A 20,751-nucleotide genomic window follows, 5' to 3' on the forward strand; every position below is an offset into this window, starting at 1 on the left:
TTCACCCTTCCGTTCAAATAAATTAGCGACCTGACAGGTGGCTGGTTTATCATCAGTAGTGTCAATACCTGCGGGTATCTCATCTTTTTCCCTTTTATGAGGTTGATGTGCAGTTAACGAGCTTTACCGATTACGGTTTGCGCGCCCTGATTTACATGGCGTCGCTACCGGCAGGACAAATGACCAACATTACTGAAGTTACAGAAACGTATGGCGTGTCCCGTAATCATATGGTCAAGATAATCAATCAGCTGAGCCGTGAAGGCTACGTCGCGGCCGTCCGTGGGAAAAACGGTGGGATCCGGCTGGGGAAACCCGCGCAGGATATTCGTATTGGTGATGTTGTCCGCTCGCTTGAGCCGCTGGCGCTGGTCAATTGCAGCAGCGAGTTTTGCCATATTACCAGTGCCTGTCGCCTGAAAAAGGCGCTTGCCAAAGCTGTGCAAAGTTTTCTTAAGGAGCTGGATAACTACACGCTGGCCGATTTGGTTGAAGAGAATCAACCGCTTTACAAATTATTGCTGGTGGAATGACGAAAATTTCCACCAGAGCTGACAACGGAGGAACCGCAATGTCACAAGATCCTTTCCTCGAACGCGAATCTGAAAAATATACCAACCCCATTCCCAGCCGCGAATTCATCCTCGATCACTTAGCCAAACGCGAGAAACCTGCCAGCCGGGACGAACTGGCTATTGAACTCAATATCGAAGGTGAAGAGCAACAAGAAGCGCTGCGCCGCCGTCTGCGCGCTATGGAGCGCGACGGACAATTAGTCTTTACCCGCCGTCAGTGCTACGCCTTACCGGAACGTCTTGATCTGCTCAAAGGCGTGGTGATTGGTCACCGCGACGGCTATGGTTTTCTGCGCGTTGAAGGCCGCAAAGACGATCTTTATCTCTCCAGCGAGCAGATGAAAATGTGTATTCACGGCGATCAGGTGCTGGCGCAACCTCTGGGTGCCGATCGCAAAGGCCGCCGCGAAGCGCGCATCGTACGCGTGCTGGTGCCGAAAACCGGGCAGATCGTTGGTCGCTACTTTACCGATGCAGGCGTCGGGTTTGTCGTGCCGGATGATAGCCGCATGAGTTTTGACATCCTGATCCCGCCTGAAGAGGTAATGGGCGCGCGTATGGGCTTTGTGGTGGTCGTTGAGCTGACGCAGCGTCCAACCCGCCGCACAAAAGCGATTGGTAAAATCGTCGAGGTGCTCGGCGACAATATGGGTACCGGCATGGCGGTCGACATGGCGCTGCGTACTCATGAAATTCCATACCAGTGGCCGCCGGAAGTAGAAAAACAGGTCGCCGGGCTGAAAGAGCAAGTGCCGGAAGAAGCCAAAGTTGGGCGCGTGGATCTGCGCGACCTGCCGCTGGTGACCATTGATGGCGAAGACGCGCGCGACTTCGACGATGCCGTTTTCTGCGAGAAAAAACGTGGCGGTGGCTGGCGCTTGTGGGTGGCGATTGCTGATGTGAGCTACTACGTACGTCATGGCACTGCGCTTGATAACGAAGCCCGCAACCGTGGTACGTCGGTTTACTTCCCATCGCAAGTGGTGCCGATGCTGCCGGAAGTATTGTCGAACGGTCTGTGCTCGCTGAACCCGCAAGTGGATCGCCTGTGCATGGTCTGTGAAATGACCATCTCTTCAAAAGGGCGCTTAACCGGCTTTAAATTCTACGAAGCGGTGATGAGCTCCCACGCACGTCTGACCTACACCAAAGTGTGGCATATGCTGCAAGGCGATCAGGAACTGCGCGAGCAGTACGCGCCGCTGGTGAAACACATCGAAGAGCTGCATAACCTGTATAAAGTGCTCGATCAGGCGCGCGCTGAGCGCGGCGGCATCTCGTTTGAGAGCGAAGAAGCGAAGTTTATCTTCAACGCTGAGCGCCGCATTGAGCGTATTGAGCAGACTCAACGTAACGATGCGCACAAGCTGATTGAAGAGTGCATGATCCTCGCCAACATCTCCGCAGCACGTTTTGTAGAGAAAGCCGACGAGCCGGCGCTGTTCCGTATTCACGATAAGCCGACCAACGATGCGATCACCGCGTTCCGCTCCGTGCTTGCCGAACTGGGTCTGGAGCTGCCGGGTGGCAATAAACCGGAGCCGCGCGATTACGCCGCGCTGCTGGAATCGATTGCCGATCGTCCGGATCACGAAATGCTGCAAACCATGCTGCTGCGCTCGATGAAACAGGCGATTTACGATCCGGAAAACCGCGGCCACTTCGGCCTGGCGCTGCAATCTTATGCGCACTTCACTTCGCCAATTCGCCGCTATCCGGACTTATCACTGCACCGTGCCATTAAATATTTACTGGCGAAAGAGCAGGGGCTGAAGGGCAACAGCACCGAAACTGGCGGCTGGCACTACAGCATGGAAGAAGTGCTGCAACTGGGCCAGCACTGTTCGATGACCGAACGCCGCGCTGATGAAGCCACTCGAGATGTCTCGGACTGGCTGAAATGCGACTTTATGCAGGATCAGGTCGGCAACACCTTCCCGGGTGTTATCGCCAGCGTGACCGGCTTTGGTTTCTTCGTGCGGCTCGACGATCTGTTTATCGATGGTCTGGTGCATGTCTCTTCGTTGGATAACGACTATTACCGTTTCGATCAGATCGGTCAGCGCCTGATTGGCGAATCCGGCGGGCAAACGTATCGCCTCGGCGATCGGGTGCAGGTAAAAGTTGAAGCGGTCAACATGGATGAGCGCAAAATCGACTTCTCGCTGATCTCCAGTGAGCGCAGCCCGCGTAACGTGGGTAAAACCGAGCGTGAAAAAGCGAAGAAAGGTTCGGCTGGCAAAAACGGCACTGCGAAAAAGCCGCCGCGCCGCCAGATGGGCAAAAAAGTGAATTTCGAGCCAGACAGCGCCTTCCGCGGTGAAGGTGGAAAAGGCAAAGCGAAAAAAGCCAAAAAACCGTCGGCGAAAACGCAAAAAATCGCCGCCGCGACCAAAGCGAAACGCGCGGCGAAAAAGAAAACCGACCAGTAATATTACGAAGCCCTTCCTTATGAAGGGCTTTTTTATATGTCTTAGTTATTTCCTGCACATTGATATTCGGTATTTATCGTTAGCCCGCGCACGCAGATCTATATAGTGAATATCCATCCTTAATTCACCTGATTAAAACCGGAGCATTATCGCTTCGGCATCTGCCTATTTTGCAAGGAGCGATTATGCATCTGGCCCGTTTCCCTCGTCTGTCTTTAGGGCATTTCCCCACGCCATTAGAGCCGCTGGAAAATTTAACCGCCTTACTCGGCGGCCCTAAATTATGGATTAAACGCGATGACGCCACCGGGCTTGCTACCGGCGGAAATAAAACGCGCAAACTGGAATTTTTACTGGCGGATGCGTTGGCGAAAAAAGCTGATGTGATCATCACCCAGGGTGCAACACAGTCCAATCATGTTCGTCAGACCATCGCCGGAGCGGCAAAGCTTGGTTTGCCAACCAAAGTGTTGCTGGAAAAGCGCGTGACTGATTTTGGCGAGGCGTATCAGCGTTCCGGCAATATTTTGCTGGATGACCTGCTGGGCGGTGAGATTGTCGCCCATCTGCCGGGCGGCACCGATATGCAAAACGCCATGGAAGAGCTGGCGCAACAGCTGCGCGAACAGGGGCACAACCCGTATGTCATTCCTGGCGGCGGTTCCAACCCCATCGGCGCGCTCGGTTATGTCGCCTGCGCTGAAGAACTGTTGTTCCAGTCATCCCAGTTACGCTTGCGCATCGACAGCGTGGTGCATGCCACCGGTAGCACCGGCACGCAAGCAGGGCTTGTTGCTGGTTTAACGGCGACCAACAGCCAGATCCCCGTGCTCGGTATCAGCGTGCGCGCGCCCAAAGCGAAGCAGGAAGAGAACGTATGGAATCTGGCATCGCGCACCCGTGAACTGCTGGGGGTTAGCGGTGAATTACCGCGTGAAGCCGTGGTGGCTAACAGCGATTACGTGGGGGAGGGTTACGGTCTGCCAACAGAAGGGATGCTGGAAGCGCTGACGCTGTTCGCCCGCCACGAAGGCATCTTGCTTGACCCGGTATACTCCGGCAAAGGCGCGGCCGGGCTTATCGACCTGATCCGTAAAGGTCACTTTGGTCGTGATGAAAACGTGGTCTTTGTTCATACTGGCGGTTCTGCCGGGCTGTTTGGCTATCGTCAGGTGCTGGAAGCGCATCACCGTGGCTAAGCCCTTTTTGCTCGGTGTGCTGGGCGGCATGGGGCCGCTCGCCACGCTCGATTTTCAGCATCAGTTGCTGTTGGCAACCCCGGCGCAGAGCGACCAGCAGCAATTGCCTTCGGTGGTATGGAATGTGCCACAAGTTGCCGATCGGCAAAAAGCCCTTGCCGGGCTTGGTCCTTCGCCACTACCGCAGTTATTGCACGGCATCGAAAAACTGAATCAGGCCGGAGCCAGCCACATTGCCATCCCGTGTAATACGGCGCATCACTGGTTTGAAGCGTTGAGCCGCGCCAGCGCCGCGCCGCTACTGCATATTGTCGATGCCACCGTTGAGCATCTGCTGAGCCTGCCGAAAAAGCCGCCGCGAGTAGGGCTGATTGCCACCCAGGGCACGCTGGACGCCGGCTGGTATCAGCGCGGGCTGGCGGCGCAGGGTATTGATGTACTGCAGCCTTCCACAGAGGAACTACAGCAGTGGTTTGTCCCTGGCTGTTACGCGGTAAAACGCGGAGCGGTAAGCGAAGGCGGGGAACGACTTGCGCTTCTGGCCGAGGCATTGCTGGCGCGTGGTGCTGAGCAGTTGCTGTTGGCCTGTACTGAAGTGCCGGTGGCTCTGCGGGCGGTGAATTCTCCTGTGCTTGACGTTTCCCACGATCCGGCGCAATTACTGGCGCAACGCTGTGCCCACTACTGGCTGGAATATCGTGATTCTTATTTCACGCATACCTAATGCAATAATTTGAATAAATAAAACGACAACCCCCCGATATAGTGTTTCAGCGCTAATTAAATCAAAGGTTAAATAAAATGAAAAAAAGTCTCTGCTTATTACTGGCAGCGGGTGGCTTATGGGCCAACGCCAGCTTCGCAGCAACACCAACAGAAGTCCGCATCGCATACAGCGGCGGTTCGCAGGTATTAATGCTGGCGAAAGCCGACGGCTCACTGGATAAAGCATTAAACAGCAAAGTGCAGTGGGTGCAATTCGCCTCCGGCGCGGATGCATTAAGTTATTTCGCCAGCAACGCCATCGATATTGCCAATTTTGGTTCCAGTCCGGCTACCGCCGGTATTGTGCGGAAATTACCCGTCGAAATTATTGGCGTTTCCGGTGTGATTGCCAGTTACGAACGCTTAATTGGCAAAGAGGGTATTCATCAACTTCGCGATATCGAAGGCAAACGCGTAGCCTACCCGCCGAATTCCACGGCGCAGTATGCGCTGGAAGCGGCGATCAGCGTCAATAAACTCGACCGCAGCAAAATCACGCTGCTGCCGCTACGCCCGGCAGAAATGGTAGCGGCCTGGAAACGTGGCGACATCGATGCGGGTTATGTCTGGGCGCCGTTTGCGCAAGAGCTGGAATCATCCGGTGGGCATCAGGTCTTCGCCACCAAAGATCTGCAGAAAGACGGCTACCTGATTTACAACAACTACGTCGTGCGTAAAGCCTTTGCTGAACAGTATCCAGAAGCGGTGACCGCCTTCTTGCGCGTTCATCAGCAGAAAGTGGATGAATTTAAAAAGGATCCGGAACGTGCCGCTGCCATTGTGGCGAAAGAGGTTGGCGCGCCGGTCACGACTGCAGCGAATACGCTTGGCGGGCTGGAGTACCCGACGTTGAGCGAGCAGGGCACGGCGACATGGTTGGGTAACGGGACGCAAACCAGCGACAGCGGTATCGGCAAAGCGCTGAGCAAAACCTCTGACTTCCTTGCCGGGATCGGCGAGATCCGCAAACGTGATATTCCAGCTAACTGGGACAGTGCTATCGACTCCCGTTACATTCGTGATGCGGCGGCAACGGCAAAATGAAATTGCGTCAACATATCGCCATCAGCGTGCTGTCGGTGGCGGTTTTCTTTGCGCTCTGGCAGATAGCGGCCACCCGGCAGTGGGTCGATCCGCTCCTGCTGCCATCGCTAACGGACATTGGGTTGACCGCCGAAGAGTTACTGGCCGATGGCTATCGCCAGGTGCCGCTGTGGCAACATATCGCGGTTAGCCTGGCGCGCGCGCTTGGCGCTTTTTCGGTCGCCATTATCATCGGCATTCCGCTGGGCTTGCTGATGGGCTTATCCGAGGGTCTCTCCGCCGTGCTTAACCCGTTTGTGCAGTTTCTGCGTCCGCTGCCGAAAATCGCCCTTATCCCGCTGGCGGTAGTCTGGCTGGGGATTGGTGAAGCGTCGAAATTCTTTCTGATTTTCATCGCCACGTTTTTGAGCGTGGTGGTTGGCGCGAGCGCGGCGGTGGAACGCATTGGTCGCGCGCGAATTCGTGTGGCGCAAACGCTCGGCGCATCAAAAGGGCAGATCTTCCTGCGTGTGGTGCTGCCGGATGCGCTGCCGGAACTGTTTACCACTGTGCGGCTTTCTATCGGCATTGGCTGGACGTCGTTGATTGCCGCCGAAATGGTCGCCGCCAGTTCAGGCCTGGGCTGGATGGTAATAAACGCCAGTTCTTACTTACGTACGGATATCGTCATGCTCGGCATTCTGCTGCTGGGCGGCATTGGCTATCTACTGGATTTACTACTATTGGGGCTGCAACGCTGGTTGGTGCCCTGGGCGGGAAAAGAGTGATGACTGCGCATATCGCACTGGAAAACGTGTCGCTAACCTTCGCGGCAAAACCGCAGCCGTTTACCGTGCTGGAGGATATCTCGCTGGCGCTGTCACCGGGGGAATTTGTCGTACTGCTTGGCCCGTCGGGCTGCGGTAAATCTACCATTCTCAACCTGGTGGCCGGTTTTACTCGCCCGGATAGCGGGCAGGTGCTCGCGGGCGGCAAAGCGGTGCAGCAACCCGGACCATCACGGGGGATGATTTTCCAGCAACCGAATTTGTTTCCGTGGTTATCGGTGCTGGATAACGTCACCTTCGGCCCACGGCTTGGCAAATATCGCAAAGAAGAGGTCAATGCTCAGGCGCTGGACTGGCTGGCGCGAGTTGGCCTGAAAGGATTTGAACACCACGCGCCGTGGCAGCTTTCCGGCGGCATGAAACAGCGTGTGGCGCTGGCGCGCGCATGGCTGCCAGGGCCGGACGTGCTGCTGTTGGATGAACCGTTTGGCGCGCTTGATGCCCAAACGCGGCTGATGATGCAGGAGTTACTGCGCGACGCCTGGCTGGAAACCCGCACCACGCTGCTTTTCGTCACGCATGATGTGGAAGAGGCGCTGTTTCTCGCCGACCGCATTCTGATTATGTCGGCGCGCCCAGGCAAAATAGTTGAAGAGATTACGCTGCCGTTTGGCCGCGAACGCGATATTGAAACTATTGCGGGTCATCCGCAATACAGCGAGATCAAGCAACACGTGCTGCACCGCGTCCGGCTGGAGGCAAAGCGGCACCTGAGCTAGCGGAGGTACTTTCTGCGGCGCGTGTCGGTTATAATGAGCGCAAGTGATGAGTGTCACGGCCCACATAACGCGGCGAAACCGCCCCAAATGAGTACCATCAATGAGTGAAATGATTTACGGCATCCATGCGGTGCAGGCCCTGCTGGAGCGCGCCCCGGAGCGTTTTCAGGAAGTGTTTATTCTGAAAGGCCGCGAGGACAAACGTCTGCTGCCGCTGATCCACGCGCTGGAAGCACAAGGCGTGGTGATCCAGGTGGCGAACCGCCAGTATCTGGATGAAAAAAGCGAAGGCGCGGTGCACCAGGGGATCATTGCACGCGTGAAACCGGGGCGTCAGTACCAGGAAAACGATCTGCCGGATCTGATAGCCAGCCTTGAGCAACCCTTCTTCTTGATCCTGGACGGCGTTACCGATCCACACAACCTGGGCGCGTGTTTGCGTAGCGCAGACGCGGCGGGCGTGCATGCGGTGATCGTGCCGAAGGACAAATCCGCGCAACTGAATGCCACGGCGAAAAAAGTCGCCTGCGGCGCGGCAGAGAACGTACCGTTGATCCGCGTGACCAACCTGGCGCGCACCATGCGCGTGTTGCAGGAAGAAAACATCTGGATTGTCGGTACGGCAGGCGAAGCCGATCACACCCTGTTCCAGAGCAAAATGACCGGGCGCATGGCGCTGGTCATGGGCGCGGAAGGTGAAGGTATGCGCCGCCTGACGCGTGAGCATTGTGATGAGCTTATCAGCATCCCGATGGCGGGCAGTGTGTCGTCGCTTAACGTCTCGGTTGCCACCGGTATCTGCCTGTTTGAAGCGGTGCGCCAGCGCGCGCTTTAAGCTTGCAACGTTCAGTAAAACCACCCTTATTCGGGTGGTTTTTTTTGCTCTGAAGACTGGTAGAATTTGCCGGCAGATATTTTCTCTTTTTACTTTTATTGCGATGGAATAATCAGGGTATAAATGATGGCATGGACTGTAGAGACACTTAGCGCGGCATTATTGCAAACATCGACGCTTACGTTAAATATCCAACACGAAACCGATGCGTTAATTATTAAGCTGGATGACTACGGCGATTTGCAATTAAATTTGTTACTGACCTCCCGACAGATAATTATTGAAACCTATATTTGTCCTTTAAGTGAAATTAAACAACAGGACGCTTTTAACGCCTTCCTGCTGCGCAATCAAAAACTTTTACCTTTATCGTCTGTTGGCATCTCGCCGGTCGGTGGGGAAGAGTATTATGTCGCCTTCGGCGCGCTGTCGCTTAACTCCTCGCTCGACGATATCCTGCTGGAAATCTCCACGCTTGCGCAAAACGCGCTGGATCTTGCTGAACTAACCGATGATTTTACCCAATAACATTGTCAGGGAGTGGTTGTATGGGAATTTTAAAAAGCCTGTTTACGCTGGGTAAATCCTTTATTGCTCAGGCGGAAGAGTCGATTGAAGAGACACAGGGTGTGCGCATGCTGGAGCAGCATATCCGCGATGCGCGCGCTGAGCTGGATAAAGCGGGAAAATCCCGCGTCGACCTGCTGGCACGCGTTAAGTTGAGCAACGACAAACTCAACGATTTGCGCGAGCGCAAAGCCAGCCTTGAAGCCCGCGCGCTGGAAGCGATGGCGAAAAATGTGGACGCCGGTTTGCTGAATGAAGTCGCCAGTGAAATTGCCCGTCTGGAAAATACCATTGCGGCGGAAGAGCAAGTGCTGGCGAATCTTGAAACGTCGCGCGATGCCGTTGAAAAAGCGGTCACCGCCACGGCGCAACGTATTGAGCAGTTTGAGCAGCAACTGGAAGTGATTAAAGCCACCGATGCGATGCAGCGCGCGCAACAGGCTGTCACCACGTCTACCGTGGGCGCGTCCAACAATGTGGCGACGGCGGCGGAATCCCTGAAACGCCTGCAGGCGCGTCAGGCTGAACGCCAGGCCCGACTGGACGTGGCAACGCAGCTTGAGAAAGTGGCCGACGGGCGCGATCTCGACGAAAAACTGGCGCAAGCCGGTATTGGCGGCAGCGATAAAACCTCGGCGCAGGATGTGCTGGCGCGTCTGCAACAGCAACAGAAACCGTGATGCTCTCTTTTCTGAAAAACCTGCTGGGGCGGCCTGATGCGGCGGCCCCGATAAGAGGGCCGCTTGGGTTGCATCTGCACGCGGGTTTCACCCTTGATACGCTGCTGTTTCGCCTGTGCGAAGACGATTTGCTGGTTCAGCTTCCTGGCGAAGAGTACACCATTGGCGCGTGCGGGTCGTTCGATCTCGGCGCCGGATGCATGATTCATCGCTACTACACAACGGGCGATGAGTTCCTGCAAATCAGCACCTCGGGCGGTCTGGAAACGCACAACATCGATGACATCAAACTGTTTGTGTATGAAGAGAGCGCGGGGGTTTCCGGTGAAAAAACCTGGCGCGATATGCTAAGCGCAAATGCAATGGGTAAGACCGCGTTACGCTGGCGCGATTGCCAGTGGCAGCGCGTGTTTAACGCGGAAGAGCGGGGCGATATTGAACCAGTCTATACGCTGGAAACCGTCAATAACCACGCTGGCGCAAGCTGGCAAGTACACAACTTTATGATGGCGTACCAGCGCGAAGTCACCGCTGACGTGTTTGAATATTTGCTGCTAAATGGCGAAGAGACGTTTAATGCGCAAAACCAGCCGGAGTGGATCTACTCGCGCGCGCTGGGCGTGGATATTCCGCTGACATCATTAAAGGTCATTGGTTAATTATGGGATTAGACATGCATATTCTCGGATCGCTACTGGCGTTTTGCTCTTATTTTTTTATTGGCATTGCAATGGTGCTCTGTTTTCTTTTCGTTTATACGCGCATTACCCCGCACGATGAATGGCGATTAATTAAAGAGAATAACCTCGCCGCATCGTTAGCATTTAGTGGTTCGCTGCTGGGCTATATTATTCCGCTCTCCAGCGCGGCCATTAATTCAGTGAGTATTCCGGATTATTTAATCTGGGGCGTTATTGCGCTGGTGGTGCAGTTACTTGTTTACGGCGGTGTGCGTCTGTATATGCCGAAACTGAGTGACAAAATAATTAACAGCAATACTGCCGCCGGGTTATTTATGGGTGCGGCGGCACTGGCGGGCGGGATTTTTAATGCTGCCTGCATGACGTGGTAATGGAACATCATGGCCAGAAAGCGATCAAATCGGCAAAAAAATCCTATCCTTTCGCCTGCGCAAAGCCGCACCCAGCGGCCCATTTTCACCCAGCCGAAAGAGCGTAAAAGCGGGCAATACCTGACGCTGGCGATTATGGGCGGTGCGGCCTTTTTTGCTTTAAAAGGCTGTAACGATCATAAAGACGATAACGACGGTGACGGGGTTTATTACACCTCGCAGCAGGATTGCGTTGACGACGGCAACACCGCGCAGGTGTGTAACGATGCGTGGAATAACGCGCGCATGAACTTCGAGCAAGAGATCCCGCGCAATATGTCGCAGCCGTATTGCGTGCAGCAATACGATAATTGCTACTACGACAATATTGGTCAGCGCTGGATGCCGGTGCTCAGCGGTTTTCTGCTCAGCAAAGCCTTGCGTAAAGACCGGGATGAGCAATACAGCTACAGCAGCGGCGGCAGTTCTTACGCTTCCCGCCCGGTGTGGCGCAACCGCGACGGAGATTACAGCTGGCGCTCCGGCGGAAGTAGCAGCGCGAGCAGCCATTACGGTTACACCACCAAAAAGGCGACCACCTCATCACGTGGCGGTTTTGGGCGCTCGTCGAGCGCGCGCGGAAGCTGGGGAGGCTAACGATGCTGCGTCATGATGTTGCTGTGCGCCCGGACCTTGAGCGGATCGCCCGCGACCACGGTTTCGACTTCCATATCATTGATAACGAAATTTACTGGGATGAAAGCCGGGCTTACCGCTTTACGCTGCACCAGATAGAAGAGCAGATTGAAAAGCCGACCGCCGAACTGCATCATATGTGCCTTGAGGTTGTGGATCGCGCCGTGGCGGACGAGGCGATCCTACGCCAGCTAGCAATCCCGCCGTTGTACTGGGACGCGATTGCCGAAAGCTGGCGCAACCGCGATCCGTCGCTGTACGGGCGGATGGATTTTGTCTGGTGTGGCAAAGATCCGGTGAAGTTGCTCGAATACAACGCCGATACGCCAACCTCGCTGTACGAATCGGCTTATTTCCAGTGGCTGTGGATGGAGGATGCGCGGCGTAATGGTACGCTCCCGCGCGACGCCGATCAGTACAATGCCATTCAGGACAAGTTGATTGCCCGTTTCGCCGAGATCCAGAGCCGTCACCCGCTCTACTTTTGCTGCTGCAAAGGAACCGAGGAAGATCGCGGCACGGTGCTCTATCTTGAAGATTGCGCTCGCCAGGCCGGACTCGATACGCGATTTATTTATATCGAAGACGTTGGGCTGGGGCTGGGCGGCGTTTTGACGGATCTGGATGATAACGTCATTCGCCAGGCGTTTAAGCTTTATCCGCTTGAGTGGATGATGCGCGACGAAAACGGCCCATTGTTGTGTAAACGCCGCGAGCAGTGGCTGGAACCGTTGTGGAAAAGCGTGCTCAGCAATAAGGGGCTATTGCCGCTGCTGTGGCGTTTCTTCCCCAATCATCCGAACCTGCTGCCCGCCTGGTTTGACGGAGAAAAACCGCAAATCGCGGCGGGCGCCAGCTACGTGCGCAAGCCGCTGTTTTCCCGCGAAGGCGGCAATGTCACCCTTTTCGACGGGGCGCATAACGTGATTGACCATGAAGAGGGCGACTACGGTGAAGAACCGATGATCTACCAGGCTTTTCAGCCGCTGCCGCGCTTTGGCGACAGCTACACGCTGATTGGCAGTTGGGTGGTAGACGATGAAGCCGTTGGCATGGGCATCCGCGAAGATTGTACCCTGATTACTAAAGATACCTCGCGGTTTGTGCCGCATTACATTGCCGGGTAATTCACCGCCCGGCAAGCGCAACGCGGCCTGGCAAAAAACGTCACTCCTCAAGCGAGCGCAAATGGTCATCTTTTTTGAGCGTCATCAGCGCCACAATGCTCACCAGTGCTGTTGCCATCACATAATAGGCCGGGATGTCGACATTGCCTGTCTTTTTGATAAGACCGGTGATGATTAACCCCGCGCAGCCGGAAAACAGCGCGTTCGACAGCGAATACGCCAGACCAAGCCCGGTGTAACGCACGCGGGTTGGAAACATCTCTGCAAGCATCGCCGGGCCAGGCCCTGCCAGCATACCCACCAGACCGCCTGCCACCAGCACCACCACGGCTTTTATCGCCAGCGTGCTCGATTCCGCCTGCAGGATTTTCAGTAGCGGCAACGCCAGAATCAGCAGCAGCGCGGTGGCAATCACCATCACCGCACGACGCCCGATACGATCGCTCAGGATACCGGAGGGAATGATCGTCAACGCAAAGCCAATATTGGATATCACCGCAATCAGTAGCGCCTGATTAAAGCCGGTATGCAGCGCCGACTGTAAATACGCGGGCATGATCACAAGGTAGGTATAACCGGCGGCAGACCACACCATCACCCGGCCAATCCCCATGATGATGGCTTTGAACGTGTCGCTTAGCCGGGCGCGTTCAGTAGCCGGTTGCGCCTGCTGTTGTACAAAACTTGGCGTCTCCTCCATGCTCACCCGCAACCACAGCGCAACAACGCCCAACGGCAGCGCAAGGAAGAAGGGGATGCGCCAGCCCCAATCATGCAACGCTTCTGGCGTCAGCAACACGGAAAGCAACGCCACAATACCGGCACCTGCAAGCAGCCCCAGCGCCACGGTAAAAGATTGCCATGCGCCATACAGCCCGCGTTTGCCGCGCGGCGCGAACTCCGTCATTAGCGATACCGCGCCACCGTATTCCCCCCCGGCAAACAGCCCCTGCAAAATGCGCAAGCCGGTAATGATGAGCGGCGCGGCGACGCCAATGCTGGCATACACCGGTACCAGACCAATTGCGGCGGTAGCGAGCGTCATCATCACCAGCACGATAATCAGCGTCGGCTTGCGGCCAATCCGGTCACCGATACGCCCGAATACCATTGCGCCCAGGGGGCGAAAGAAAAAGGCGACGGCAAAGGAGGCGTAAGTCAGGATCAGGCTGGTGAGCCCGGTTTCGCCCGCGAGCTGAAAGAAATTTTTCGCAATTACGGTGGCGAGAAAGCCGTAAACCGCGAATTCGTACCACTCGATAAAGTTACCGATCGAGCCGGCAATTAACGCGCGCTTGTGCGCATTCGGTGCGTGTTGGGAAGCTGGCATCAGGATTCTCTTTGGCAAGGTGAGAATAAATTATTCATCAGTAATCGCATTCATGAAATATATTATTCTTATATTGTGTGAGCCGTTTCACGAATGATTACCGCCAAATCGCGGCCTTGTGAGCCTACTCCCATGCAGCGTTAGCGCAGGCTGTCCATACTTATCTTCATTGCCATTGAAGGAGGGAGACACGATGCACTGGCAGACACATACCGTTTTTAACCAACCCATTCCGTTAAAAAACAGCAATCTTTTTCTTTCCGATCGCCCTCTGTGCGAGGCAGTGATGCGCGAAGGTGCGGCGTGGGACGCCGAGTTGCTCGCCAGCATTGGCCAACAATTGGGCGCGGCGGAATCACTGGAGCTGGGAAGATTAGCCAACGCCAATCCCCCGGAGCTGCTGCGTTATGACACTACCGGCGAGCGGCTGGATGATGTGCGTTTTCACCCGGCGTGGCATCTGCTGATGCAGGGGCTGTGCGCCAACCGGGTGCATAACCTGGCCTGGGAAGAGGAGGCGCGCGTCGGTTCTTTTGTTGCGCGGGCGGCGCGGTTTGTGCTGCACGCGCAGGTTGAATCCGGCACGTTATGCCCCATCACCATGACCTTCGCCGCAACGCCGCTGCTGCAACAGGCATTGCCGATGCCTTTTCATGACTGGTTAAAACCGCTGTTGAGTGACCGTTACGATCCACATTTAGCGCCAGGTAACCAGAAACGCGGCCTGCTGATTGGTATGGGAATGACCGAAAAACAGGGTGGAACGGATGTACTGAGCAACACCACCCGAGCGGAAAAAAGCGGCGATGAATACCGGCTGGTGGGGCACAAATGGTTCTTTTCCGTGCCGCAAAGCGATGCGCATCTGGTGCTGGCACAGGCCAAAGGCGGGCTCTCCTGCTTTTTTGTGCCGCGTTTTCTGCCTGACGGCCAGCGTAACGGCGTGCGGCTTGAGCGTCTGAAAGAGAAACTCGGCAACCGTTCCAATGCCAGTAGCGAAGCGGAGTTTTGCGATGCCAGCGGCTGGCTGCTTGGCGAAGAGGGCGACGGCGTGCGGCAGATCCTCAAAATGGGCGGGCTGACGCGCTTTGATTGCGCGCTGGGAAGCCATGGGCTAATGCGCCGCGCCTTTTCGGTGGCGCTCTATCACGCGCACCGGCGGCAGGCATTTGGCAAAAACCTGGTCGATCAGCCGCTGATGCGCCACGTACTGAGCCGGATGGCGCTGGAGCTGGAGGGACAAACCACCATGCTGTTTCGCCTCGCCCGCGCATGGGACAGCCGCCGCAATGAGCAAGACGCGCTCTTTGCGCGCCTGTTTACCCCGGTGGCGAAATTTGCGGTCTGTAAGGGCGGTATCCCGTTTGTCGGCGAAGCGATGGAAGTGCTTGGCGGTATCGGCTATTGCGAGGAGAGCGAATTACCGCGCTTGTACCGCGAAATGCCGGTCAATAGCATCTGGGAAGGTTCCGGCAACGTCATGTGCCTGGACGTGCTGCGCGTGCTGGGTAAACAGCCGGGGATAGTGGGTTTACTCAGTGACGATTTTGCAGCAGTGAAAGGGCAGGATCGCCATTTTGATCGCGCATGGCGACAGCTACAACAGCGGCTGCGCAGACCGGATGAAGCGCAGGGAAGGGAGATAACGCAACTGCTTTGGCGGCTGGGGACAGGAGCGCAAATGCTGCGCCACGCATCGCCGCCGATAGCACAGGCGTGGTGCCAGATGATGCTGGATACCCGTGGCACGTCGCCGATTGGCGAGCAGGTGCAAAACGACCTGCTGCTACGCGCCACGGGGGCAGCAAATTAATCCATCTTCAGGCGGAACAGGCTTACCAGCTCGCTCAGGTGAGCCCCTTTTTCCCGCAGCGTACGGGCAGTTTCCTCACTTTGCGAAACGCGCCCGGCGTTGACGTGCGTGGCATCGCCAATGTGCGTCATCGCCAGGTTAACCTGGTTGATGCCCGCTGATTGCTCGTGGGAGGCATGATTAATTTCATGCACCAGTTGGTTGATCTGATCCATGTGGTTGATGATCGATTGCATAGCAACGCGCGTGGCCTCTGACTGGGAATGTCCTTCGCTCACCTTTTTCAGCGTGTCACCAATCAGCGCTTCAATCTCTTTCACCGCGTTGGCGCTGCGCGCGGCCAGGGCACGAACTTCCTGGGCAACCACGGCAAATCCTTTCCCGTGTTCGCCCGCGCGCGCGGCTTCTACCGCGGCGTTGAGCGCCAGGATATTGGTCTGGAAAGCGATGGATTCAATCACGTGGGTAATGTCGGCAATGCGCTGCGATGCCGCGCGAATGTCTTCCATCGTCGCCACTGAGTGATCGACGGTTTTCCCGCCTTTTTGCACCGCGTCGGTGGTTTCATTCACCAGGCTTTGCGTTTGTTCCATGTTGGCGGCGTTTTGCTGCACGGTGGCGGCAAGCTGCTCCATGCTGGCGGATGTTTCCTCCACGCTGCTGGCCTGCTTGTTAATCTGCTCGCTGATCTCACCGCTGTCGGCGGCCAGCGCGTTGGTGCCGAGGTTAATTTCGGCGGCGGATTCGCGCACCTGCAACACAATCTTGTGCAGCCCGTCGCCAATGCCGTTAATGGCTTCGATCAACTGACCGACTTCATCATGACGATCCACCACCAGAGTGGCGCGCAGATCGCCTGCCGAATACTGCTGGGCGAGTTCGATAACGCTACGCAGCGGGCGGCTGAGCCAGCGGCGAATGATGATGACAAACAGCGCGGCGAACAGCAGGGAAACCACCAGTCCAGCCAGCAGGAACTGGTTACGCATGGTGGTGACATCGCGCAGCAGTACGGCTTTGTCGACTTCGCCAACGACTGTCCAGTTCCAGCCGGGCAGTGCGGTGTAAGACATCAGCAGTTCGCGGCCGTCCGCGCTCTGGCGCGTCAGCGTACCGCTGTTGTTTGTCAGCAGGGTTTGCAGATCTTTTTCATCCCACTGCGGGCGTTTGCCTTCGTCGGTGTCGTGGAACAGATAATTGCCGTAATTCTTGCCCTGGTTGCGATCAAGCACGAAGAAATGACCGCTTTCACCCAGCTTACGACCGAGGATCTTATTGCGCATCACCTCCCACGAACGGGAGATATCGACGCCAACAAACAGAATGGCAATGGTGTTGCCGCTGGCGTCTTTTACCGGTTGGTATTGGGTGATGTAGCGTTTGCCAAACAGCAGCGCCAGCCCGCGATAGACTTCACCTTTCATTACCGGCGCAAAAGCCGGGCTGGCTTTATCCAGCTTTGTGCCGATGGCGCGATCGCCATTCTCTTTGCGCAGCGATGTTGCAACACGCACAAAGTCGTCACCGCTGCGCACGAATAGCGTCGCGATAGCGCTGGTTCGGTTGAGGAAATCGTCCGGGATAGCATTGTTGTTATGCAGTTCAGTATCGCCGCCTTTGAAGAGTGGCACATCGATACCGTTAATCTCGCGGCGCTGTTGTGGATCAACCGCGAGCGGCTGCGGCAGAAAACTGCTGAACAAGCGTGTGTAGCTCTCCACCTCATCACTGAGACTACTGTTGAACATTTCCACCATATCCACCACCCCGGTGGATTGGCTGTGCAGGTCTTCCATGGCCAGCGTTTCCAGCTGTTGGCTGGCTTTATTGCTCATCAGAAAAGTGAATAAGAGGAAAAGCGTTGCAACGCTTGCGCCAGTCAGAAGTGACAATTTTGCACCCAGGCCGGTGCGACGAAAAAAGGCGCTCATAATTTGTCCGTTGTTCTGTGTATGAGGCTCCTTCAACGGCACAATTGCGATAACATTTAGTTTGTCAATGTAACAAGATGTTACATCGATGTATCCTTACAATAACATAATCTTAATTATTGTAGGGGCATAAAAAAGCCACCAGATTTAGGTGGCTTTTTCCAGCGGCTCAGGCGTACAAAATGGCCTGCACTCGCCAGTTGTCAACGTGTTGATCTTCCTGCATTCGCACAATGCGATACCAGGAGGCTCCCTGTTCATCTGCTTTTAACGCGATAACCCGCTCAACGTCCTGTAGGCTCCCTGAGACATTATTGACGGAGATAAGACCGATTTCGTTTAATCCCGTCACGCAGTCAGCGCTGGCGAACTCTGCAGGCTGCGCTGTTGTATTTAGCAAACCGGTAGAAAGCAACAGTGAGTTTAAGGCAAGAGATCGTTTCATAGTCAGCTCCATTTTACGTTACCCCGATTGTTTGCAGGGCTTCCTTTCGCGCAACGGATTCGAAAAATCCTATTGTGCACAGGAGAACATCAATGGACGCAAAGCAATGTAAATGTCCTGAAAATCAACGCCTCGCTACTGTTTATACAGCAGGGCGCGTCCGAACCAACGACCGGGAATTATGGTGTCATCCATCATGATGATGACGTAATAATTGGCGCGGGCGGCCACGGCTTTGGCTTTGATTGCGTCTTCCACGTCCATGGGAGAACCCAGTACCGTTACGCTAACGGCACCAATCTCGCGAAGATCCTGCGTTTGATTACGGCGGATTTCCTGCGGATGGTCGCTAACTGGCGGTGCAGATTGCGGCTTACCTTCCAGTACTGCGCAGCCGCTTAATAACAAGGCGAACAGTAAGCATGGTAAAGCACGCATGGTTTTCTCATCTCTCCTGATTGCCATAGTGTAGTTCCTGGTGAATTTCCGTTTGGGGGAATGTTCCCGAAATGTTATCCCGAGCACTAATTTCGAATGAAAGTATTTTGAAAGCGTAATCTATCTCTCAACGTCGTCAGATGCTCATGCGAAATCTGACTTGCGCCACCCTGTCGCCAGTGGCATACCAGCACTATAGATCAAGGAGGGAGTAATGATTGAACTTCAGGTTGAACAATTTGCGGGTGTCGAAACACTGCATGCCTTCCCGGTGGGAAAACGCGCCGAATCGTTGCCTTGTGTCGTGTTTTATCACGGTTTCACCTCATCAAAGCTGGTTTACAGCTACTTTGCCGTGGCGCTGGCGCAAGCCGGCTTTCGCGTGGTGATGCCAGACGCACCGGAGCATGGCGCGCGCTTTAGTGGCAATGTTGAGCGGCGCTTGCATCAGTTCTGGCAAATCTTACAGGGCAATATTGAAGAGTTCGCCGCGCTGCGCGACGCGCTGGATCGCTTTGAATTAATTGATAATCGTCGACTGGCGGTCGGCGGCGCGTCGATGGGGGGGATGACAGCGCTGGGTATTATGACCCAGCACCCGGAAGTGCGCTGTGTCGCAAGCCTGATGGGTTCCGGCTATTTCACCACGCTTGCCCGTACGCTTTTCCCGCCTCTGGCTGTAACCACGCCGGAACAGCAGCATGAATTCGACGCGATTATTGCTCCGTTCTCACAGTGGGACGTCAGTACGCAACTGTCGCGCATCGCCGATCGCCCGCTACTGCTGTGGCACGGTGAGCAGGATGATGTGGTGCCAGCGGCGGAATCTTTCCGTTTACAACAAGCGTTGCAGGAACAGGGGCTGGACACCAATCTCGCTTATCAGTGGGAAGCCGGGGTAACGCACCGCATTACCCCGCAAGCGCTGAGTACGACAACGGACTTTTTTAGCCGTTATCTTTAAGCCGCCCGGCGAAGGCGCATCACCACCAGTGTGAGAACGCAGATGATGGCACCCGCCCAGAAGGTTGACGCCGCGCCGTGGGTTTCCCACAAAACCCCGGCACCGAGGCTTGCCAGCAGCAGTGCCACACCGCTGAGTAAATTGAACATGCCGAACGCCGTGCCGCGCAGTTCCGCTGGCGCGGTATCGGCAACCATGGTCGCGAGCAAGCCTTGCGTCATGCCCATATGTACACCCCACAGCGCGACACCGAGCAACAGCGTGCTCCAGTGCTGGCTGAGCGCCAGCGCCATATCCGCGAGGATCAGTACCACCAGACCCAGCTGTAGTAACCGGCTGTGGCTGATGCGGTCTGACAGTTTGCCAAATGGATAGGCGGTGACCGAATAAACCAGGTTCATGGCGACCATCACCAGCGGAATGGTCGCCAGCGGGATCTCCATCTGCTGGGCGCGCAGCACCAAAAATGCTTCGCTAAAGCGGGCGAGGGTAAAAACAAAACCGAGCGCCACTACCCACCAGTAAGCACGGCTTAACCGTTTGAGATTTTCGCGGCGAATGGGATTGGTGCGCTTTTGGGTGATGGGTGTTTTCGGCTCGTGCAGGCCAAAGAATAGCAGCGCGACCGCCAGCACACCGGGGATCACCGCGATCCAGAACACGGCCTGGAAGTTGTCATTCCACAGCAGCATCAATGCGACCGCTAGCAATGGCCCGAGGAACGCGCCAACGGTATCCAGCGACTGGCGCAACCCAAATGCTGCGCCGCGGATTTCTGCCGGGGTGACATCGGCAACCAGCGCATCGCGTGGTGCGCCGCGAATGCCTTTGCCAAGCCGGTCCATCATGCGCGCGCCAAACACCAGCCCGGATGTCGAGGCCAGCGCAAACAGCGGCTTGCTTAATGCGCCCATGCCATAACCCAGCAGCGCCAGCCCTTTGCGTTTGCCGATGTAGTCGCTGAGCATGCCGGAAAAGACTTTCACCATCAGCGCGGTGGCTTCCGCCAGCCCTTCAATCAGGCCAATAATCACGACGCTTGTGCCGAGCGTCGTGGCCATAAACAGCGGCAGCAAGCTGTGGATCATCTCCGATGAAATATCCATCAACATACTGACACCGCCTAATACCCAGACCCCCGCAGGTATGCGACCTAACGTTGAAAACCGCTTGAACATTGCTTTCCTCGTAACTTTCCATCACCACAGCCAGAGCGCTATTAAACCTGCCGAAAAGGGGTTTGATAAGGGGGATAAGAAAAGAATTCTCACGTCGGTGTGCGGCCCCAATGCGGGGCCGCGAATGCAAGAGGG

At 55.7% G+C, this 20,751-nt stretch carries 21 protein-coding genes; 16 read left to right on the forward strand and 5 right to left on the reverse strand.

Going from position 1 to position 20,751, the window contains the following annotated elements; all coding sequences use genetic code 11:
* Positions 1 to 107: 107 nt before the first annotated feature.
* From nsrR to JKP81_RS13365, 14 genes are all read left to right on the forward strand, one after another.
* Positions 108 to 533, forward strand: a complete 426-nt coding sequence (nsrR, locus tag JKP81_RS13300; RefSeq protein WP_017459165.1) for a nitric oxide-sensing transcriptional repressor NsrR — start codon at positions 108 to 110, stop codon at positions 531 to 533.
* A gap of 38 nt (positions 534 to 571) precedes the next feature.
* Positions 572 to 3,007 carry a ribonuclease R gene (gene rnr, locus JKP81_RS13305; protein WP_200552116.1) on the forward strand — a complete coding sequence of 812 codons (2,436 nt, stop codon included), beginning with the start codon at positions 572 to 574 and terminating at the stop codon, positions 3,005 to 3,007.
* 185 nt (positions 3,008 to 3,192) lie between these two features.
* Positions 3,193 to 4,206 (forward strand): D-cysteine desulfhydrase, encoded by a 1,014-nt coding sequence (locus tag JKP81_RS13310; protein WP_200552117.1) that lies wholly within the window; start codon positions 3,193 to 3,195, stop codon positions 4,204 to 4,206.
* Positions 4,199 to 4,930: an amino acid racemase gene (locus JKP81_RS13315; RefSeq protein ID WP_200552118.1), complete on the forward strand. Its 732-nt coding sequence runs from the start codon at positions 4,199 to 4,201 to the stop codon at positions 4,928 to 4,930. The genes JKP81_RS13310 and JKP81_RS13315 overlap by 8 nt, the downstream gene beginning before the upstream one ends.
* A 77-nt stretch (positions 4,931 to 5,007) precedes the next feature.
* Positions 5,008 to 6,015, forward strand: a complete 1,008-nt coding sequence (locus JKP81_RS13320) for a glycine betaine ABC transporter substrate-binding protein (protein ID WP_200552119.1) — start codon at positions 5,008 to 5,010, stop codon at positions 6,013 to 6,015.
* Positions 6,012 to 6,782, forward strand: coding sequence for an ABC transporter permease (locus JKP81_RS13325; RefSeq protein ID WP_131407239.1), 771 nt, complete (start codon positions 6,012 to 6,014; stop codon positions 6,780 to 6,782). The genes JKP81_RS13320 and JKP81_RS13325 overlap by 4 nt, the downstream gene beginning before the upstream one ends.
* The gene (locus JKP81_RS13330) at positions 6,782 to 7,561 is read left to right on the forward strand and encodes an ABC transporter ATP-binding protein (RefSeq protein WP_200552120.1); all 780 of its coding nucleotides are present in this window, start codon (positions 6,782 to 6,784) and stop codon (positions 7,559 to 7,561) included. Before JKP81_RS13325 ends, JKP81_RS13330 begins: the two co-directional genes overlap by 1 nt.
* 100 nt (positions 7,562 to 7,661) lie before the next feature.
* Positions 7,662 to 8,396 (forward strand): 23S rRNA (guanosine(2251)-2'-O)-methyltransferase RlmB, encoded by a 735-nt coding sequence (gene rlmB / locus JKP81_RS13335; RefSeq protein WP_200552121.1) that lies wholly within the window; start codon positions 7,662 to 7,664, stop codon positions 8,394 to 8,396.
* Between the two features lie 126 nt (positions 8,397 to 8,522).
* On the forward strand, positions 8,523 to 8,924 hold the full coding sequence (locus JKP81_RS13340) for a YjfI family protein (protein WP_200552212.1): 402 nt from the start codon (positions 8,523 to 8,525) through the stop codon (positions 8,922 to 8,924).
* Between the two features lie 20 nt (positions 8,925 to 8,944).
* Positions 8,945 to 9,643 (forward strand): PspA/IM30 family protein, encoded by a 699-nt coding sequence (locus JKP81_RS13345; RefSeq protein ID WP_200552122.1) that lies wholly within the window; start codon positions 8,945 to 8,947, stop codon positions 9,641 to 9,643.
* The gene (locus tag JKP81_RS13350; protein ID WP_200552123.1) at positions 9,643 to 10,302 is read left to right on the forward strand and encodes a DUF2491 family protein; all 660 of its coding nucleotides are present in this window, start codon (positions 9,643 to 9,645) and stop codon (positions 10,300 to 10,302) included. The genes JKP81_RS13345 and JKP81_RS13350 overlap by 1 nt, the downstream gene beginning before the upstream one ends.
* A 14-nt stretch (positions 10,303 to 10,316) precedes the next feature.
* Positions 10,317 to 10,715 (forward strand): DUF350 domain-containing protein, encoded by a 399-nt coding sequence (locus JKP81_RS13355; protein ID WP_017459159.1) that lies wholly within the window; start codon positions 10,317 to 10,319, stop codon positions 10,713 to 10,715.
* 9 nt (positions 10,716 to 10,724) lie between these two features.
* Positions 10,725 to 11,351: a DUF1190 domain-containing protein gene (locus JKP81_RS13360; RefSeq protein WP_200552124.1), complete on the forward strand. Its 627-nt coding sequence runs from the start codon at positions 10,725 to 10,727 to the stop codon at positions 11,349 to 11,351.
* Between the two features lie 2 nt (positions 11,352 to 11,353).
* On the forward strand, positions 11,354 to 12,517 hold the full coding sequence (locus JKP81_RS13365; protein ID WP_200552125.1) for a glutathionylspermidine synthase family protein: 1,164 nt from the start codon (positions 11,354 to 11,356) through the stop codon (positions 12,515 to 12,517).
* Between the two features lie 40 nt (positions 12,518 to 12,557).
* On the opposite strand, the gene JKP81_RS13370 is transcribed toward JKP81_RS13365, so the two are convergent.
* Positions 12,558 to 13,847 (reverse strand): MFS transporter, encoded by a 1,290-nt coding sequence (locus JKP81_RS13370; protein WP_200552126.1) that lies wholly within the window; start codon positions 13,845 to 13,847, stop codon positions 12,558 to 12,560.
* 193 nt (positions 13,848 to 14,040) lie between these two features.
* On the opposite strand from JKP81_RS13370, the gene JKP81_RS13375 reads away from it, so the two are divergent.
* Positions 14,041 to 15,660 (forward strand): isovaleryl-CoA dehydrogenase, encoded by a 1,620-nt coding sequence (locus tag JKP81_RS13375; protein WP_200552127.1) that lies wholly within the window; start codon positions 14,041 to 14,043, stop codon positions 15,658 to 15,660.
* Here the strand turns inward: JKP81_RS13375 and JKP81_RS13380 are convergent.
* The 3 genes from JKP81_RS13380 to bsmA form a co-directional block, all read right to left on the reverse strand.
* A complete protein-coding gene (locus tag JKP81_RS13380) occupies positions 15,657 to 17,591 on the reverse strand; it encodes a methyl-accepting chemotaxis protein (protein ID WP_200552128.1) in 1,935 nt (644 codons plus the stop codon). The genes JKP81_RS13375 and JKP81_RS13380 overlap by 4 nt on opposite strands.
* Positions 17,592 to 17,760: 169 nt before the next feature.
* Entirely contained in the window at positions 17,761 to 18,048 is a 288-nt protein-coding gene (gene yjfN / locus JKP81_RS13385; RefSeq protein ID WP_017459153.1) for a DUF1471 family protease activator YjfN, read from the reverse strand.
* Positions 18,049 to 18,171: 123 nt separating this feature from the next.
* Positions 18,172 to 18,501 carry a biofilm peroxide resistance protein BsmA gene (bsmA, locus tag JKP81_RS13390; RefSeq protein WP_200552129.1) on the reverse strand — a complete coding sequence of 110 codons (330 nt, stop codon included), beginning with the start codon at positions 18,499 to 18,501 and terminating at the stop codon, positions 18,172 to 18,174.
* Between the two features lie 187 nt (positions 18,502 to 18,688).
* On the opposite strand from bsmA, the gene yjfP reads away from it, so the two are divergent.
* Entirely contained in the window at positions 18,689 to 19,438 is a 750-nt protein-coding gene (gene yjfP / locus JKP81_RS13395; RefSeq protein WP_200552130.1) for an esterase, read from the forward strand.
* Here the strand turns inward: yjfP and JKP81_RS13400 are convergent.
* A complete protein-coding gene (locus tag JKP81_RS13400; protein ID WP_200552131.1) occupies positions 19,435 to 20,616 on the reverse strand; it encodes an MFS transporter in 1,182 nt (393 codons plus the stop codon). The two genes, yjfP and JKP81_RS13400, sit on opposite strands and share 4 nt — an antisense overlap.
* Positions 20,617 to 20,751: the final 135 nt, after the last annotated feature.

This window comes from Kosakonia sp. LAM2021 (assembly GCF_016620385.1).
Taxonomy (GTDB): domain Bacteria; phylum Pseudomonadota; class Gammaproteobacteria; order Enterobacterales; family Enterobacteriaceae; genus Kosakonia; species Kosakonia sacchari.

Coding starts and splice junctions, on each gene's coding strand:
- JKP81_RS13340 (WP_200552212.1), top strand. CDS start 8,523: ATGGCATGGACTGTAGAGACACTTAGCGCGGCATTATTGCAAACATCG.
- JKP81_RS13365 (WP_200552125.1), top strand. CDS start 11,354: ATGCTGCGTCATGATGTTGCTGTGCGCCCGGACCTTGAGCGGATCGCC.
- yjfP (WP_200552130.1), top strand. CDS start 18,689: ATGATTGAACTTCAGGTTGAACAATTTGCGGGTGTCGAAACACTGCAT.
- bsmA (WP_200552129.1), bottom strand. CDS start 18,501: ATGGCAATCAGGAGAGATGAGAAAACCATGCGTGCTTTACCATGCTTA.
- JKP81_RS13345 (WP_200552122.1), top strand. CDS start 8,945: ATGGGAATTTTAAAAAGCCTGTTTACGCTGGGTAAATCCTTTATTGCT.
- JKP81_RS13330 (WP_200552120.1), top strand. CDS start 6,782: ATGACTGCGCATATCGCACTGGAAAACGTGTCGCTAACCTTCGCGGCA.
- JKP81_RS13380 (WP_200552128.1), bottom strand. CDS start 17,591: ATGAGCGCCTTTTTTCGTCGCACCGGCCTGGGTGCAAAATTGTCACTT.
- JKP81_RS13320 (WP_200552119.1), top strand. CDS start 5,008: ATGAAAAAAAGTCTCTGCTTATTACTGGCAGCGGGTGGCTTATGGGCC.
- yjfN (WP_017459153.1), bottom strand. CDS start 18,048: ATGGAGCTGACTATGAAACGATCTCTTGCCTTAAACTCACTGTTGCTT.
- JKP81_RS13350 (WP_200552123.1), top strand. CDS start 9,643: ATGCTCTCTTTTCTGAAAAACCTGCTGGGGCGGCCTGATGCGGCGGCC.
- rnr (WP_200552116.1), top strand. CDS start 572: ATGTCACAAGATCCTTTCCTCGAACGCGAATCTGAAAAATATACCAAC.
- JKP81_RS13375 (WP_200552127.1), top strand. CDS start 14,041: ATGCACTGGCAGACACATACCGTTTTTAACCAACCCATTCCGTTAAAA.
- JKP81_RS13355 (WP_017459159.1), top strand. CDS start 10,317: ATGCATATTCTCGGATCGCTACTGGCGTTTTGCTCTTATTTTTTTATT.
- JKP81_RS13400 (WP_200552131.1), bottom strand. CDS start 20,616: ATGTTCAAGCGGTTTTCAACGTTAGGTCGCATACCTGCGGGGGTCTGG.
- JKP81_RS13325 (WP_131407239.1), top strand. CDS start 6,012: ATGAAATTGCGTCAACATATCGCCATCAGCGTGCTGTCGGTGGCGGTT.
- JKP81_RS13360 (WP_200552124.1), top strand. CDS start 10,725: ATGGCCAGAAAGCGATCAAATCGGCAAAAAAATCCTATCCTTTCGCCT.
- rlmB (WP_200552121.1), top strand. CDS start 7,662: ATGAGTGAAATGATTTACGGCATCCATGCGGTGCAGGCCCTGCTGGAG.
- JKP81_RS13370 (WP_200552126.1), bottom strand. CDS start 13,847: ATGCCAGCTTCCCAACACGCACCGAATGCGCACAAGCGCGCGTTAATT.
- JKP81_RS13310 (WP_200552117.1), top strand. CDS start 3,193: ATGCATCTGGCCCGTTTCCCTCGTCTGTCTTTAGGGCATTTCCCCACG.